Origin of the sequence: Bartonella occidentalis, assembly GCF_037070875.1 — a bacterium.
GTDB lineage: Bacteria > Pseudomonadota > Alphaproteobacteria > Rhizobiales > Rhizobiaceae > Bartonella.
This window is the reverse complement of record NZ_JAYMZJ010000001.1, coordinates 382,721-399,649: the sequence shown is the minus strand read 5'-3', so window position 1 is coordinate 399,649 and position 16,929 is coordinate 382,721. Positions and strand designations below refer to the sequence as shown.

Below are 16,929 nucleotides of genomic sequence, written 5' to 3'. Positions count from 1 at the left end.
CAAAACAACCGCCCCTAAACACGAATGGGCATCAGCACATAAAGCGCATCAGCATTATCATTATCACGAATCAGAGCTGGTGCCCCAGCCTCAGCAAGCATAAATACTATCTCATCGCTTGAAAATTGTCCAGCAATATCCAAAAGATAACGTGAGTTAAACCCTATCTCAAGTGAATCAGACATGTAAGTCACCGCCAATTGATCTTCTGCACTCCCCGAATCAGGATTATTAACAACAAGCCTCAACTGCCCCTGCTCAATTATTAGCTTTACTGCTTTCCCACGATCACTTGAAATTGTTGAAACACGATCAACCGCAGAAGAAAAGTCCTGTCTGTTAACGACTAATTTTTTATCGTTATCGAGAGGAATAACACGCTGATATTCTGGAAATGTTCCGTCAATTAATTTTGATGTAAAAACCAAAGGCCCCAAAGAAAAACGAACTTTCGTTTCTGAAAGCTCTATGTGCACATCACTCCCAATCTCTTCGGACAGAAGCTTTTGTAATTCTCCTACAGCTTTACGAGGAATAATAACACCTGGCATACCATCAACCCCCGGAGGAGCTTCCACATCAGCTTGTGCTAAACGATGCCCATCGGTAGCAACTAAACGTAATTTCAAAACGTCGTCATCAATAACATGAAAATAAATACCATTCAGATAATAACGCGTTTCTTCCGTAGAAATGGCAAATTGTGTACAATCCAACAAACGCTTCAAACTCGATGCTGATAAAGAAAAACTGTAACCAAATTGACCTGGCAGTGACTCTGGAAAATCTATTTTTGGAAGACATTGAAGCTGGAAATTAGAACGACCAGAAACAACGGACATTGTACGAGCCTGATCCTCATCAACAGACAACATAATCTCACTGTTATCAGGAAGTTTACGAACTATTTCATAAAGCAAATGTGCTGGAACAGTTATTGCTCCAGCTTGTTCAACATTAGCCATAAAAGATTCTGTAACCTCTAAATCAAGATCTGTCGCCTTCAACTGTACAGCACCACTATCTGCGTTAATCAGTACATTCGACAAAATAGGAACAGTGTTACGACGCTCAACCACACGGTGAACACGACCTAGAGACTTAAGAAACTGACTGCGATCAACTGTAATACGCATAAAATCCCCATTAACAATTTACAAAGAACTATAGGAATTCTCTAAATTAAAAACAACTAACCCATTTGAAAAAATCACTTCTTACAATTTACTTAACCTCTCTTCCAAAACAGTAAGCGATTATTAGATAAATCCAAGCAGCTGGCTTTATTAAGCCCTCTACTATACCTCCAAAAAATAAAGACTACCAAAACTATACAGCCTGCTCTCCAATTAACCGCTTAAGTAATTCAAGCTCCTTAGCGAGTGTTTGATCATCACAAACCAAATCCTCAATTTTTCGTACAGCATGTAAAACCGTTGTGTGATCACGTCCTCCGAAACGACGCCCAATCTCTGGTAATGAACGAGGTGTCAATATTTTTGCTAAATACATAGCAACCTGTCGCGGTTTGACAACTGTACGCGTTCGACGATTAGATAACAAATCCTGCTTAGAAATATTATAATGACGAGCAACCGCACGCTGAATTTCTTCAATCCGAATACGCTTTGGCTCTCCTGAACGTGTTAAATGACCTAATAACTCATCAATCCGTTCTAAAGATAAATCGGACTCGAAAGACTGACGGAACAATAACTGATTAAATGCCCCTTCAATATCACGCCCTGATCCCAAAACTGTTTTAGCAATATACTCGAGAATATCATCAGAAATTGCAATCATATTATCATCTTGTTGCGCGATCTTTAATCGTTGGCGCAACATTTTTAGACGCATCTCATAATCTGGCGGTTCAATTTCAAGAGCGACCCCCCCTTGAAGACGAGAGCGAACTCGAAGATCGAGCGATTCTAATTCTGCTGGCGGACGATCCGCAGCAACAACAACTTGCTTTGCACTATCAAGTAACATGTTGAGTAAGTGACAAAACTCATGCTGAATCGACTTTCCCTGTAAAAATTGCATATCATCAATAATTAAAAGGTCAATATCACGAAGCTGTTCTTTAAAAGAAAGAGCATCATTATCACGAATAGCCGTTGCAAAGCGCCACATAAAATACTCAGCGGTTAAATAAATAACCCGTGCAGGCGTCAAACGACTCAGAGCTGTAGCCGCAATAGCTTGAAGCAAATGTGTTTTCCCTAAACCAACCGAAGCATGTATAAAAAGGGGATTAAATCGCAAAGCACTTTTATGCCCCTCCGCGATCGAACGCGCGGCTGCCAAAGCAACACGGTTGGAAGAACCCTCAACAAAACTTTCAAAAGTATAGCGAGAATCAAGGGGAGAACCACAAACTCCTGTTTGAACACCCTTTCCTGAATGATCTGTATAACTTTCAACGAAAGACGAAGCAGTCTGCTCTTCAGGAACAACCACTGAATTCGCAACAGAATCTGCACTCGTTCCACATGCCGCGCTCTTCGAAACACGCTTCATACCACGAACAATAACTTCAACACGAAGAATCGCTGAATTTTCCTGTTTCCATAAACTAGTCAAAAGAGAACCATAATGGTTATTGATCCATGAACGCAAAAACGCTGTAGGAACAGAAAGCTTCACAAGATTGCGACTATATTCTGCAAGCTTCAGACGGCCAAACCAACTTGTATAAGCCTCAATACCAACCTGCGCCTTTAATTGCGCCATCACACGAGCAAAAGCTGCCGTGCCTTCCTCCTCTGAGATAATGGGATGCTCAGTAGAAGCGCTTGCGCCAACTGCCTGAGTTACACCCATTATATCATCATTATTTATTATTCTCTCTGTCGACAGGATATTCACCGAAACCCTTTGAAAGGAACTAGCTTTAGAGTTCAATTTATCCACCATCTTTCATCCTGATAAAAATTAAAATTTTGTCCCGCCAAATAGCGAAAATTAACTTAGCGAAAACAAAGGTGCTCTACTCCAAAATTAAGATTATTCATCCTCCCCTAGGATAACCTCATTACAACCCAACTAACAAAGATGACTAATAAGATTTACTTGTACCAATGGCATGATACGTTTTTCAATATAGAAAACACATCACCCAAGAAAACCAAAAAACCTATACAACATGCGAATTCATCCAGCCTACAAAAAGCATTCTACCTTCAACACTAGAGTAGTTAACTGATATGAACCTTGTATGTTTTTAGTCTCCAAGAAAGACCATACAAAACAGCAGAAGTAAAATGCAAGGGGTCAAACTTAAATCAAAAAAACATAAAAACCGCTGTAGATTTGCTAACATAAATGAAAAATGAGAAAAATTATTGATTCAATTCACTTTTTTTTCTTTAAATTTACCAATAATTAAAGAATCTATTCAGATTAAAAAAAAATAAAAAAAAACTTGACAAAAAAGACTCTGTAAAAACTCACAAAGCTTGTGGATAACCATAAAAATTTTACTGATCTGTCCTATTTATTAGTGAAAAAAATATTCAAATATTTTTATTCCTGCTTTAAAAGGTAATATTTTTATAAACAAATAAAAAAGCCAGCATTCAAATAAATGCTGGCTTGATTCTTTAAAGATAGAAAAAGCTTAAGCGTTAAAAGCTTTCAAACGCTTTGCTAAACGTGACACTTTTCGCGCAGCAGCATTTTTATGAAAAACCCCTTTGGAAACAGCACGCATAATTTCAGGCTCAAAATCCTTGAATGCTTTTTCCGCAGATGCCTTATCGCCGCCAGCTAAAGCATCATAAAATCTACGCATAAATGTACGAACGCGCGAACGGCGGGCTCTATTAACCTGCGTGCGCACGGCAACCTTACGCACAGCTTTTTGAGCCGAAGGTGTATTCGCCATAAATATATCTCTCTTTCAACTCATTGATAGGATATCCTCAAGGATACCTCTACCAATACAAAAACCCAAGTAAAGCTATAAAGCCGCTGATAATTAGGAAATCTATAACGCAATCCTAGAATTAACGTCAATCAAATTTTCAAAGATGAAGATAAAAAACTGCCACACAACCTTTTAACACTCATCTAAAAATTGACGTCTTAAACAAATCAATACGGTTTAGACCGCTAAATTTCTTAGAACATATTGCAAAATACCACCGTGATGTAAATAATCCAATTCATCTTCAGTATCAATACGACACAATAATGGAATGTGTTTTACTGTTCCATCAACAAAAGTGATTGTTGCTACAGTCTTTTGGCGAGGCTTCAAGTCATTAATCCCTTCAATCGTTACCTTTTCATCTCCCTTTAAACCAAACGATTGCCAACTCGCACCTTCTTCAAACACAAAGGGAACAATTCCCATACCGACCAAATTAGAGCGATGAATTCGCTCAAAAGACTGAGCAATAACTGCTTTTATACCAAGAAGATTGGTTCCCTTAGCCGCCCAATCACGCGATGATCCATTTCCATATTCTATACCAGCAAAAATAACGAGAGGAACCCCTTCTTGTTTATATGCCATTGCTGCATCATAAATTGCCTGCTCCTTCCCCGACGGATAATGAATTGTATAGCCTCCTTCACGACCGTTTTCTCCTAACATAAAGTTCCGAATACGAATATTAGCAAAAGTTCCACGCATCATAACTTCATGATTTCCACGACGGGTTCCATATTGATTAAAGTCAGCTACTTTAACACCATGATCAATCAAATATTTTCCAGCAGGGGAATCAACCTTAATGGATCCAGCAGGAGAAATATGATCTGTCGTAATTTTATCACCAAACAAACCTAAAATCCTTGCATCCTTAATATCTGATAATACGTCAGGAATTTTCTTCATATTATCAAAATAAGGTGGATTACGCACATATGTTGATTGCTCATCCCAAGAATAAGTAACACCCGTAGGAACCTGTACTTTTTGCCAATTTTCATCTCCCTGAAATACATCAGCATATTTTTCGGCAAAGATCTTACGCGTAACATTCTTTTCGATAAATTCCTCTATTTCTTTAGAAGTAGGCCAAATGTCTCTTAAATAAACTGGCTGACCATCTAAACCTTCACCAAGAGGCTCTTTAGTTAAATCTTTACGTACCGTTCCTGCCAAAGCATGTGCAACAACTAATGGCGGCGAAGCTAAATAATTTGCTTGCACATCAGGCGATACTCGCCCCTCGAAGTTACGATTTCCAGAAAGAACGGCTGCTGCAATTAAACCATTATCATTAATCGTTTTAGAAATCGTTGGAAATAAAGGCCCAGAATTTCCAATGCATGTTGTACATCCAAAACCTACCAAATTAAATCCTAATGCATCCAAATCTTTTTGAAGTCCTGAATTAAGAAGGTAAGCTTCAACGACTTGAGAACCAGGCGCAAGAGAAGTCTTAACCCATGGCTTGCTCTTAAGACCTTTCGCCACAGCATTGCGCGCCAAAAGACCTGCAGCAATAAGAACACTTGGGTTTGATGTATTTGTGCATGAAGTAATCGCGGCAATCACCACATCTCCATGACCAAGCTCGTATTCTTCACCTTCAACCCGATAACGATCATCTTTCACAACAGTCTTCTTATAATCATTGACCAGTGCCGTCTCAAAGCCTTGACCAACATTTTCCAATGCAAGACGCCCTTCAGGCCGTTTAGGACCAGCCATAGAAGGTACAACACTCCCCATATCTAATTCAATTATATCACTAAAAATGGGATCGGATACAGTTTCGTCATGCCACATCCCTTGCGCTTTAGAATAAGCTTCCACTAAAGCAATCCGGCTTTCATCTCGTCCTGTCATATGAAGATAATGAACTGTTTCTTTATCGATTGGGAAAAAGCCACATGTTGCCCCATATTCAGGAGCCATATTCCCAATCGTTGCGCGATCAGCAAGCGTCATATGCTCCAAACCAGAACCAAAAAACTCAATAAACTTACCGACAACACCCTTCTTTCGTAAAATTTGTGTCACTGCTAGCACTAAATCAGTAGCCGTCACACCTTCTTTAAGCCTACCTGTTAAACGAAAACCAATAACTTCAGGTAATAGCATAGAAACCGGCTGTCCCAGCATTGCAGCTTCTGCTTCAATACCACCAACACCCCATCCCAATACACCTAAACCATTCACCATAGTCGTATGCGAATCAGTTCCCACACACGTATCAGGATAAACCATTTGATAATTTTCTTCATCTTTCGTCCACACACATTGTGCTAAATATTCCAGATTAACCTGGTGACAAATCCCCGTTCCTGGAGGAACAACGCGAAAATTTTGAAAAGCTTGCTGCCCCCATTTAAGGAAACGGTAACGTTCACTATTGCGTTCATATTCATGCTCAACATTATCCTTAAAAGCTGTGGAATTCCCAAAATTATCAACGATAATAGAATGATCAATAACAAGATCGACAGGAATAAGTGGATTGATTTTTTTAGCATCACCCCCAAGTGTGACCATAGCGTCACGCATTGCAGAAAGGTCAACAACTGCTGGAACACCTGTAAAATCTTGCATGAGGACGCGTGCAGGACGATAAGCAATTTCAGCACCTGCTCTGCCTTTATCATTTAACCACTTAACAACGTTTAATATGTCCTCTTTCTTGACCGTTCGACCATCTTCAAATCGTAATAAATTTTCTAGAATAACCTTCATCGAAAACGGCAAACGAGAAATACCTTGAAGCCCGTTCTTTTCTGCTTCCATTAAGCTGTAATAACTATATTCTTTGCCACCCACATTTAAAGTTTTACGACAATTAAAGCTATCAATTTGAGACATAACCATCCACCCTCGTACTTAAAACTACCCAATTTCCCGGAATAAACAACACAAACTACGAGTCAAGGTCACAGCTTGAGTACAGACGCAGTCACCTCCGCACTTTATTTTCTCCTCCGCCTTATTTATAAGCAAATTCGGAAATCGGTGCTAAAGACTGCTCTACACCGCGGGGGCTTGCGCAACATATGGGTTATAGAACTATTTCTAGAACTATTCTAGTACAATTACATAAAATAACGTGTTTTTTATTTCATAATGCAATAAAGATTACAGAAATAACAGCAAATAGGCAATTTATATGCTATTATTGGGCAAAGATATAACAGCACAAAGAAATGAAGAAGTTCTGTTTCAGGGTCTTTCTTTTTGTTTATTGCCCCAACAGCTTATGACAATCACGGGCTGCAATGGCATCGGAAAATCTACATTACTGCGAATCATTGCTGGTCTTCTTGAAGCGACCGAAGGTCACGTTACACTAAAAGATCACGAACAAACATACCCTGTGGCAACAGCATGTCATTATCTAGGGTTCCAAAATGCTATGAAATCCTCCTTATCCGTCATAGATAATCTAAGGTTTTGGTCAGATTTTTACGGACAACATATGCGCAACCCACACGAAGCGCTTACAGATATTGGTCTTTCTAATCTTGGACACTTACCTTTCAGTGTTTTGTCAACCGGACAAAAAAGACGTGTAGCTCTTGCCCGGTTTTTGCTATCTTACCGTCCTATTTGGATTTTAGATGAGCCAATAGCTGGACTTGACAGCCATGCTCAGATTACCCTAGCAAACCTTTTTCAACATCATCTAAACCAAGGTGGTATGATCATAATGACAACTCATATACCACTCGCTATTCCAGAAGATCATAGAATCGTACTAGAAAAATTTTTACCTACTTGGAGGAAAAAGGATGAAAGCACTGTTCTGGCGTGATCTCAGATTAACCCTAGCGCCACAAGCTTCTTCATTAACAGGACTTTTGTTTTTTATCGCAGTTATTGTAATAACCCCCTTCACAATAGGACCAAATCCCAAAATTCTCGCACAAATAGGCCCAGGTATATTATGGTTTGGAGCTCTTCTCGCAGGACTTCTAAATTTGAATAAACTTTTCCAAACTGATCGCGATGACGGAAGCCTTGATCAATTCATACTTTTTGGACAAAGACAAAGCTTAATGCTGATTGTATTTATTAAATGCCTAGCTCATTGGGCAGGAAATATACTTCCCCTTATTTTCGCAACCCCTATTTTGGCAGTCATGCTTCATTTAGATACAACAACAACTTTTACGACAATACTCGCCCTTTTATGTGGAACACCAGCAATTATTTTTATTGGTGCTGTCGGAGCTGCGTTAGCGACATCATTGCTACACAGCACTCTTCTCATTTTCATCATAATTTTACCATGGGTTATTCCAATCCTGATTTTTGGCATTGCGGTTGCTATAGCTCCAACAAATCCAAATATCTCCTTCCTCTCTGCCTTAGCTCTTCTCGTCGCTTTTTCGCTTCTTTTAAGTCTTTTTAGTTCTTTCATTACAGCTATAACGCTTAGATATTTATCAGAATAGATTGCTGTATAGCTAAAATCTGCCTATTATAGGTTCATGAACGAAACATCTCGCACATACAAAATGGAATTGCCCTTCGCAAGTCTAGCTCGTTTTATGAAAATAAGCAGTACAATTTTACCTTGGATAACAGCCATAACATTGTGTTTTCTTATCTTAGGGATGATTTTGATTGTACATTCTCCTGATGATTATCAACAAGGAATAACCGTTAAGATTATGTACATTCATGTACCCTTCGCGTGGTTATCTATGTTCTGTTATACGATAATGAGTGCTGCTGCATTAGGAAGCCTCATTTGGAAGTACCGTCTTGCTGATGTAGCACTCAAATGTGGAGCGCCTATTGGTGCAACGTTTACAGCCTTAGCCTTAATGACAGGAGCTCTTTGGGGGCGCCCTACATGGGGAACATGGTGGGTGTGGGATGCCCGACTAACATCCGTCTTGATCTTGTTTTTTATTTATCTTGCCATTATCATGCTTGCCCATGCTTTTGATAATAAAACAAAAGCTGCACGCGCTACAGCAATTTTAACATTAGTTGGATTTGTCAATATTCCCATTATTAAATTTTCTGTTAATTGGTGGAACACACTTCACCAATCAGCGTCTCTTTTGCGTTCAGGGGGAACAACAATTGACCGCTCTATGTTATGGCCCCTCATAACAATGATATTTTGTTTTACCTTTATGTTTGTTTTATTATATTTAATGGCTATGCGAAATGAAATCGACAATCGTTACATCCAAACACTTCAGATAAAAAAAGCTCATAGTACACGAAATTAAGGAACCTTTATCATGCTTAACATAAACAGCATAGAAAGTGTGCTTTTAGGAAATCTATCTCAGAATATTGATTTCTTCCTTGGAACTCTTCACCGCGAACAAATTGTTGTATTAAGCTATATTCTTTCCGCCATTTCTCTTCTTTGTCTTATTGGACACATTCTCCGTAAAGGTATACATCAGAAAAAAATACTGTGGAAACTTAAAGAAAAAGAATTGTTTCACAAAGAAAAGTATAATGAAAACCACCCATCACAAACCTAAAAAAGATATATCTTTTCCTATCTTATTTGGTCTTTTGATACCATTTTTGCTTTTTATTATGCTTTTCCTTAGCTTTATGGATAGCAAGTATCCAAACAGTAACTCTCCTGTTCCAAATGCATTGGCTGGAAAACCTGCTCCAAAAATCAATCTTCCTTTATTTAATAATGAAAATTATTTAAATTCGAAACAGTTTAAAGGACGCGTAACATTGATCAATTTTTGGGGATCCTGGTGCTTACCTTGTCGCAAAGAGCATCCTTTTCTTATGCAGATTGCACAAGATCAACGTTTTGATCTTATTGGAATTAATTTTAAGGATAATAAAGAGAATGCCCAACGCTTTCTGACAAACTTTGGCAATCCTTTTAAATTTATTGGCTTTGATATTTCAGGATATACAGCTATTAATTGGGGAGTATATGGACCACCAGAAACTTTTCTTTTAGACAAAGATAGCATTGTCATCACCAAACATGTTGGCCCTTTAACATGGCAAATTTATAAAGAAAAATTCCTGCCACACATCGAAAAAGCTATAGCGACAGAGACAGTACATCCAAAGCACATCACCATACAACAACACTGAAACCTTAAATAAGAAACGCCCCGTAAAAAAATTCCTTTTAACAGCGAAAGAGCGAATCTTGTTGACTAATATATATTCAAACTAACACTCAATAATAGGATACAAAAAATCAATACGAGAACACCATGAATATCATACTCTAATCCGTCGTTTCTCAGATATTGGCTGAAATGCTATCTTAGCATGAAAGGCACAATAAGGACTACTTTCACCAGAATCAGCACCACAAAAATAAAAATCTGACGACAAAGGATCTCCAACTGGCCACCTACATGTGTTTTCACTCAGCTGTAAAAGATTAAGGTGGCGTGATATAGGCACAACCACATTTGATTTTTCAGATATTTCAATTTCAGTTACATCATCAGAGACAAAATCTACATCTAAAGCTGCCGTTCCAACATTGCAAGATGAAGAACTTGTTGGCAATATTGTTGATGTAGAGCGCCGCATCCGCTGTGCTGATGGACTAGTAGTAGCGAGCGTCTTTTGCGCACGCGATACTGCCTGTGCTGTCTTCCCACGTCCTGGTAATTTCAATCGATGCACCTTACCGATCACTGCATTTCTGCTGACTCCACCTAACTGAGCCGCAATCTGACTTGCACTTAAACCTTCACTCCACAACTTCTTAAGAAGTTCAACGCGTTCACATGTCCAACCCATATCAGCACTCCATTTCGATCATCTCATTGAGATGCGCCCCGTTGCACCTTCAAATGTCCCAATCATGTTTTTAATAGCTAAACAAAAAATTTTCATACTCTACCAGAGCACAAAAACCTCACTCAATCTGTGGAATTTACAAATCGAAGCACAACTTTGCTTGCCAATTTAAACTACAATACGCATTAACTCAATGACAAGAGTCTTTCTCTTTTGAAAAGACTATTTACACTGTTTTCCCCAACTTGCGAATCAATCATAGATAAAATTGCCATTTTTTCTCAAAACTTTTTCATACAGATGAATCTTTCCAAAACCTTCATTGACTTTTTCTCATCAATGCAATCATCTATCATGTAATCTCGTAATGAAACACTAAAATTATATCAGGTAACAGATACAGCATTGTTTTCTGTTGTATTGTAGAGCTCAAATATAAAGGAAATAATAATGAATACCACTATTATACAGCCACTTTATACGTGCTTTACTCGACGTAATTTGTGTTTTAAACGAGGTGATGGTGTATGGCTTATGTCTGATAAAGGGAAATCTTATCTTGATTGCACGTCTGGTATTGCTGTTAATGCGCTAGGGTATGCGCATCCAAAGTTAGTTGATGCGCTTAAAACACAAGCTGAAAAACTATGGCATGTTTCCAATCTTTTCCAATCACCTGAACAAGAAGCTTTTGCTGCACGGCTTTGTAGGAATAGTTTTGCTGATAAGGTCTTTTTCTGCAATTCTGGTGCTGAAGCATTAGAATGCGCATTCAAAACTGCGCGTCACTATCATTATGCATCTGGTCATCCAGAACGCGTTGAAATCATTACTTTCGAAGGAGCATTTCACGGACGCACACTTGCAACACTTGCTGCAACCGGACAAGAAAAATATCTTGAGGGCTTTGGACCCAAAGCTGGCGGATTTCTTCAAATTCCATTCTTTGATGAAATTGCCTTGCGTAGCGCAATCAATAAAAATACAGCTGCCATTCTTATTGAACCTATTCAAGGAGAAGGAGGAATACGAGAAGTATCTCATGAAAATTTAAAGCTTTTACGCAAAATATGCGATGATAATCATATATTGCTCATTTTAGATGAAGTCCAAACTGGTATTGGAAGGACAGGAAAATTATTTGCTTATGAATGGAGTAATATCATACCTGATATTCTTACTCTTGCAAAAGGACTGGGTGGTGGGTTTCCGTTGGGAGCTTGTCTCGCAACAGATAAAGCCGCAAAAAGTATGACACCAGGAACTCATGGATCAACTTTTGGAGGAAACCTTCTTGGTCTAGCCGTTGGCAATAGTGTTCTTGATGTTATATTAGAACCTGGCTTCCTCCATCATGTTCAATGCATGGGGCATAAATTAAAAAATGGGCTTTTGACTATTTGCAACGCTTATCCTGATATTATATGCGCAATTCACGGCATGGGTCTTATGGTAGGCATTCAATGCATTATCCCCTCGCATATTGTAATCAACGCGTTAGAAAATGAATATATTTTGAGTGTTGGTGCCAATAACAACATGGTGCGCCTATTACCTCCTCTTATTATAACTGAAGAAGAAGTAAATGAGGTTTTACATCGCATTGAAAAAGTAATTTCTCATCTTTCGCAAACAAATAAAAACGAAAAACGTTCATAAAATAGCTTATCATCCTTTTATTGCTTTGCTTTGTTTATTTCATTCTCGCAAAAAGCGCATTTTTTATCGATGATGAAATGTTCCTTAAAGCAAAAAATTCAACATCTTTTTTGCTAAAACACTGGCTATGATTTTTATTAATTAAATAATCTATACGCAGGCTTTTTATTTGATATTGCTTAATGGAAACACTATCAATGATTTAGAAGAGCAGCTCGGACACAGTAAACATTTATGAATATAGCGCACATACTATTATTCACTTCCAAATACCATTATACCACTGCTGCAGGCTACAGAACATATTGTGAAATGCTCTAATTGGTATATAAATCGGTATTCCTGTAAAATTATTGCCAATATACTTTACTACGATATAGATTTTTGCCAAATTTATATCAAACATCCTTATCTATAAGAACACCGTAGATTAATTGCTCCAAAATATTCACTAAACGGAGATAACAATGTTAACCCATTCCTTCATCAATACACAAACTTTCTTTCTCATAGGCAATCTTACTATGTTAAAAGATAATAAACTGCACGATAATAATGTGTTAATCTTATAAAGAGCATATGAAATAAAAGTCATTTTTACCATCCCCCTCTCCTCCCAAAATTGCTCAAAATTTTAATTACAGCAACATGGGTATGTAAAAATTCTTTGAAATAGAAATTTCTTGTTCGTAAGCACTCATGTATCTCAACCACACAATCAATACCAATATTACATAAATACACTGCCACCACGCATGCGTATCTATGATATTAGAAATGCACCACGATCATAATCACGAATATTAGAACTTGTATTGTCTACCCATTCATTATGACGAAGAAATCATGGATTTTGTATTTGATAAACCATATTTTATTTTTGATGAAGCTGAAAACCATTTTAGCCCCTCAAAAAGTAATTCACGATGTTTACAAGATACGCTTTTCTCTTCACAATAACCTCGCCAAAACAAATCATACAAAAAGGCCAAGAATATGAGCGAAGAGCACGAACAAGCCCAAAATGAAACCTCTTTCAGTAACATCTACTTGAGTGAAGATGATACCGTGACTCCCTTTCAAGTTAAAGAGCTTGATATTCGTGGTCGTGTCGTACAGCTTGGAAAAGCTGTAAATTCTATCCTCACACAACATCAATATCCTGAACCTGTTTCTTATCTTTTAGCGGAAGCTTTAGTTCTGACTGTTTTGCTTGGCACTTCCCTAAAACTCAAGGGAAAGTTTATTTTACAAACTCATTCCGATGGACCAGTCAATATGCTGGTGTGCGATTTTTCTCCTCCTTCGGGTCTACGCGGCTATGCTCGTTTTGATGAAAAAAATCTAAAACAAGCTATAGCCAATGGCCAGATATCCTCAAAAGAACTGCTTGGCAAAGGAACTTTAGCTCTCACTATCGATCAAGGCGCCTATACGCAACGCTATCAAGGAATTGTTGCATTAGATGGATCAAATTTACAAGAAGTTGCCCGTACCTATTTTGATCAATCCGAGCAAATACCCACCGATATCCATCTGGCAGTCGCTATCTTAATTAAACGCAACCAGCAAGGAAAATCACAAAAAATCTGGCGAGCTGGAGGAATTTTGACACAACTCTTGCCCCAAACATTCCCTTATAACAAAATATCTGAATCAGATAAACAACCAGAAGAAATAAAAACCCGTATCCACCTTGAAGATCAATGGCAAGAAACAAAAATACTTACTGCAACCATTAATGATACAGAGCTCACAGATCCACAAGTTGGTAGCAAACAACTGTTGTTCCGTCTTTTTCATGAACAAGGTGTTAGAGTTTTTAAACCCCTTCCTATTATAAATCAGTGTTCATGTTCACGCCCAAAAATTAAAGAAATATTGGAAGGGTTTCCCACTGATGAACGCGTAAAAATGATTCAAAACAAGTATATTTCAGTCACATGTGAATTTTGCTCAACGACTCATCGTTTTAAGCCACAAGAACTTTCTGAAAAAACGTGAAAAACATTCTCCATCATAAAGAAAATGCTGATTGCATCAAAAACTAATTTACTTACTTACAGAATCCTAGAAATATCGTGCTCCAATTCAAGAACGCTTTTTGTCTCTTCTTAAAATAAATACTCTCTCATTGCTCACATGATTATACTTTTATAAAATATCAGCTATACACCTTGTACGCTTTTATTAAAAAACAATGCCGCAAATAGGAACTTAGCTGCTAAAAAATAAAGTTTATTAAAACCTATACAATATTTTAGATCTTAACCACATAATTCATTGCTTCATAACTTTTGTTTAGCAATGCGAGAACTTGTTTATAAAATGCCATAATGGGAGAGATTACTGGTAAAAATTGCAATTTTTTGCTCTCATATGGCTTAATAAGATAACATATTTAAGAAAATCTAAAACATTAAAAAGATCATCACATCCTTTCATCCAGCGCAAAACGACGCAACCGAATATAAAGCGCACCACACCCCCCATGTTGATGAGCAGCTTGCTCAAATTCATGAACATAATATCGAAAAGCTGGTGTTAACAACCAATGAGGAACAAACTGAAATAGAATTCCATCACTTCCAGGCGATCGACCTTTCCCTGTGATTACAAGGACATAACGCAATCCATTTTTCTGAGATGATTGTAGAAATTTTTTCAAGAAAAAGTATGCTTCATCCTGTGTAAGACCATGAAGATCAAGGCGAGCTTCAATGGGATAATGGCCTTTAGAAATTTTACGATGTGTAATATGATCTAAGAAGCGAACTTTATGTGCTTGCGCAATTGAATTTTTTTCTCCTTTAACCATCATTTTTCTCTGCTGTTTTTTATGAGAAAATTGATGAATTTGTGTCACACTTTGTTTCTTATTTTTGATATTCTCAGCATCTTCTGGGAGAGAAGAATGCAACTTATCATGCAGCGGTATCGTGGTACGACAAACCATCTCCCATAAAAGACGATCCTGTAGAGCTAATGGATCTCTTTTTTTTCTCCTTTCACCCGCAGCCATTTCAATTCCTAATAAATCTTATTCATACGATTTATGAGCAAAAAACGTCTTAATTTTCATCTTCTGTTGCACAAAGCTTCCAATTTGGATCCGAAGAGAGGCTATTACGAACAAAAGTCCAAACATCCCTAATTTCTACAATAGTATTGGGATCACTATCGATACATTCTCCCTGCGCATTGTAAGTAACAGAAATTATTTCACTAACAATACGCACGGTCAAAAACTGTTCCTTTTCTTGCATTTTTGCCGCGACAAACTCGATCTTATTAATTCCAACAAAAGTAAACTCAACTCTTTCATTATTCTCTTCGCGCCTATCAATAGCTGCACAAAAACTCTCAAAAACATCATGAGAAAGCAACATCTTAAGTTGATCGCGATCCCCTTTAGCAAAAGCTGTCACAATCATTTCATAAGCAATCTGAGCACCCTTTATGAAAGATTGAGGAGAAAAGTTAGGATCACCCTGGCGTATTGCTCTCAAACCATTATTTAATGCACTGCCTTCAGGTGAAATTGCATCAATGTCACTAAAATCACTTTTTTGCGAATTGACTTGATGAGGGAACGAAATAACATTGTCATCTGTTTCTGCATCAATCTGTTTTTTAGAACGACTAGAATAAGGATCAAAGGGAGGTTTTTCAAAACCAATCCGTTTTCCTAACACATTACGCAGTTGCACAAAAACAACAACCATAATAACAAGAGCTATGACAAGTATGACGTCAAATTCCATGGGAACACAAACCTAAGATGATTTATAATAAATATTGCAGTCAATATCATTTATCAATAAACATGTAAAATAGGGAATTTATCATTCAAATATTTTTATAATTTCTTATTTAAGTTAAAAAAGATAGCTTTGAATATAATTTTCCACCCTAAGTTTTAAAAAGGAAACTTTCATGTGATCAAGCCTTATTATATAAACCCTCGCTTTTTTGTTACCATCACCCTCAGCGCTCTCTTGATAGAAATCGCTGGTTTTATCTTTGTTGGCAAAAAAATTGGAATTTTAGCAACTTTGAGTTTGGTTGTCTTAACAACAATGGCTGGAAGCATTTTATTGCGAATTAAAGGTATTAGCCTTTTTAAAAATATACAGCGTGAATTTATAGAAAGACGTACATTTAAAAATTATATAATCGATGATACTTTCATTATCATTAGCGCAATTTTACTCATTCTTCCTGGGTTTGTAAGCGATACTTTGGGGATACTGCTCCTTATTAAACCGGTTCGCACTATTGTCTGGTATTTATTTTTGTCATTTAACAACAAAACCAATAGCTATAATAAAAATAATGCTAACACAAAAAATGAATCTGAAAAAATAATTGAGCTTCAACCAGAAGATTATCAAATTTATAATAGTAAAGAATCGCCATGGTATAAAAACGATGATAATCATTGAAATGTCCCAAAAATCTGCGAGAGATATAAAAATAATTAAAGAAAAGAAGTGCGTTCCTTGCAACCTTTTACAAGGCATGATAACCAACTTTTTCTTTATATCTGAAACAGAAGTACATACTTATATGAG

The 16,929-nt window shown here is 37.3% G+C and carries 15 protein-coding genes; 8 read left to right on the top strand and 7 right to left on the bottom strand.

Annotated features, from left to right (window positions below):
- Positions 1–14: 14 nt before the first annotated feature.
- The 4 genes from dnaN to acnA form a co-directional block, all read right to left on the bottom strand.
- Entirely contained in the window at positions 15–1,136 is a 1,122-nt protein-coding gene (dnaN, locus tag WCP78_RS01685; RefSeq protein ID WP_336278780.1) for a DNA polymerase III subunit beta, read from the bottom strand.
- 193 nt (positions 1,137–1,329) lie between these two features.
- Positions 1,330–2,919: a chromosomal replication initiator protein DnaA gene (gene dnaA / locus WCP78_RS01680; protein WP_336278779.1), complete on the bottom strand. Its 1,590-nt coding sequence runs from the start codon at positions 2,917–2,919 to the stop codon at positions 1,330–1,332.
- Between the two features lie 703 nt (positions 2,920–3,622).
- Positions 3,623–3,889: a 30S ribosomal protein S20 gene (gene rpsT, locus WCP78_RS01675; RefSeq protein ID WP_336278778.1), complete on the bottom strand. Its 267-nt coding sequence runs from the start codon at positions 3,887–3,889 to the stop codon at positions 3,623–3,625.
- A 219-nt stretch (positions 3,890–4,108) separates the two neighbouring features.
- Positions 4,109–6,796, bottom strand: a complete 2,688-nt coding sequence (gene acnA / locus WCP78_RS01670; RefSeq protein ID WP_336278777.1) for an aconitate hydratase AcnA — start codon at positions 6,794–6,796, stop codon at positions 4,109–4,111.
- A 301-nt stretch (positions 6,797–7,097) separates the two neighbouring features.
- On the opposite strand from acnA, the gene ccmA reads away from it, so the two are divergent.
- From ccmA to WCP78_RS01645, 5 genes are read left to right on the top strand one after another with little or no spacing between them, the layout of a single operon-like run.
- Positions 7,098–7,742 (top strand): heme ABC exporter ATP-binding protein CcmA, encoded by a 645-nt coding sequence (gene ccmA, locus WCP78_RS01665; RefSeq protein WP_336278776.1) that lies wholly within the window; start codon positions 7,098–7,100, stop codon positions 7,740–7,742.
- The gene (ccmB, locus tag WCP78_RS01660; protein WP_336278775.1) at positions 7,720–8,385 is read left to right on the top strand and encodes a heme exporter protein CcmB; all 666 of its coding nucleotides are present in this window, start codon (positions 7,720–7,722) and stop codon (positions 8,383–8,385) included. The genes ccmA and ccmB overlap by 23 nt, the downstream gene beginning before the upstream one ends.
- A gap of 36 nt (positions 8,386–8,421) precedes the next feature.
- Entirely contained in the window at positions 8,422–9,177 is a 756-nt protein-coding gene (locus WCP78_RS01655) for a heme ABC transporter permease (protein WP_336278774.1), read from the top strand.
- Between the two features lie 12 nt (positions 9,178–9,189).
- Positions 9,190–9,441: a hypothetical protein gene (locus WCP78_RS01650; RefSeq protein WP_336278773.1), complete on the top strand. Its 252-nt coding sequence runs from the start codon at positions 9,190–9,192 to the stop codon at positions 9,439–9,441.
- Positions 9,416–10,030 (top strand): DsbE family thiol:disulfide interchange protein, encoded by a 615-nt coding sequence (locus WCP78_RS01645; protein ID WP_336278772.1) that lies wholly within the window; start codon positions 9,416–9,418, stop codon positions 10,028–10,030. Before WCP78_RS01650 ends, WCP78_RS01645 begins: the two co-directional genes overlap by 26 nt.
- Positions 10,031–10,162: 132 nt before the next feature.
- On the opposite strand, the gene WCP78_RS01640 is transcribed toward WCP78_RS01645, so the two are convergent.
- Positions 10,163–10,696, bottom strand: a complete 534-nt coding sequence (locus tag WCP78_RS01640) for a GcrA family cell cycle regulator (protein ID WP_336278771.1) — start codon at positions 10,694–10,696, stop codon at positions 10,163–10,165.
- A gap of 450 nt (positions 10,697–11,146) precedes the next feature.
- Here WCP78_RS01640 and WCP78_RS01635 point away from each other — a divergent pair, with 450 nt between their 5' ends.
- Both WCP78_RS01635 and WCP78_RS01630 read left to right on the top strand, forming a co-directional pair.
- Complete coding sequence (locus tag WCP78_RS01635; RefSeq protein WP_336278770.1) at positions 11,147–12,355, top strand: aspartate aminotransferase family protein; 1,209 nt, start codon at positions 11,147–11,149, stop codon at positions 12,353–12,355.
- 996 nt (positions 12,356–13,351) lie between these two features.
- The gene (locus WCP78_RS01630) at positions 13,352–14,359 is read left to right on the top strand and encodes an Hsp33 family molecular chaperone (RefSeq protein WP_336278769.1); all 1,008 of its coding nucleotides are present in this window, start codon (positions 13,352–13,354) and stop codon (positions 14,357–14,359) included.
- Positions 14,360–14,786: 427 nt separating this feature from the next.
- Here the strand turns inward: WCP78_RS01630 and WCP78_RS01625 are convergent, their stop codons facing one another.
- Together WCP78_RS01625 and WCP78_RS01620 are read right to left on the bottom strand one after the other, a co-directional pair.
- Complete coding sequence (locus WCP78_RS01625; protein WP_336278768.1) at positions 14,787–15,377, bottom strand: Smr/MutS family protein; 591 nt, start codon at positions 15,375–15,377, stop codon at positions 14,787–14,789.
- A gap of 49 nt (positions 15,378–15,426) precedes the next feature.
- Complete coding sequence (locus WCP78_RS01620) at positions 15,427–16,119, bottom strand: Tim44/TimA family putative adaptor protein (RefSeq protein ID WP_336278767.1); 693 nt, start codon at positions 16,117–16,119, stop codon at positions 15,427–15,429.
- Between the two features lie 174 nt (positions 16,120–16,293).
- Between WCP78_RS01620 and WCP78_RS01615 the strand changes: the two genes are divergently transcribed.
- A complete protein-coding gene (locus WCP78_RS01615) occupies positions 16,294–16,800 on the top strand; it encodes an FxsA family protein (RefSeq protein WP_336278766.1) in 507 nt (168 codons plus the stop codon).
- Positions 16,801–16,929 lie beyond the last annotated feature (129 nt).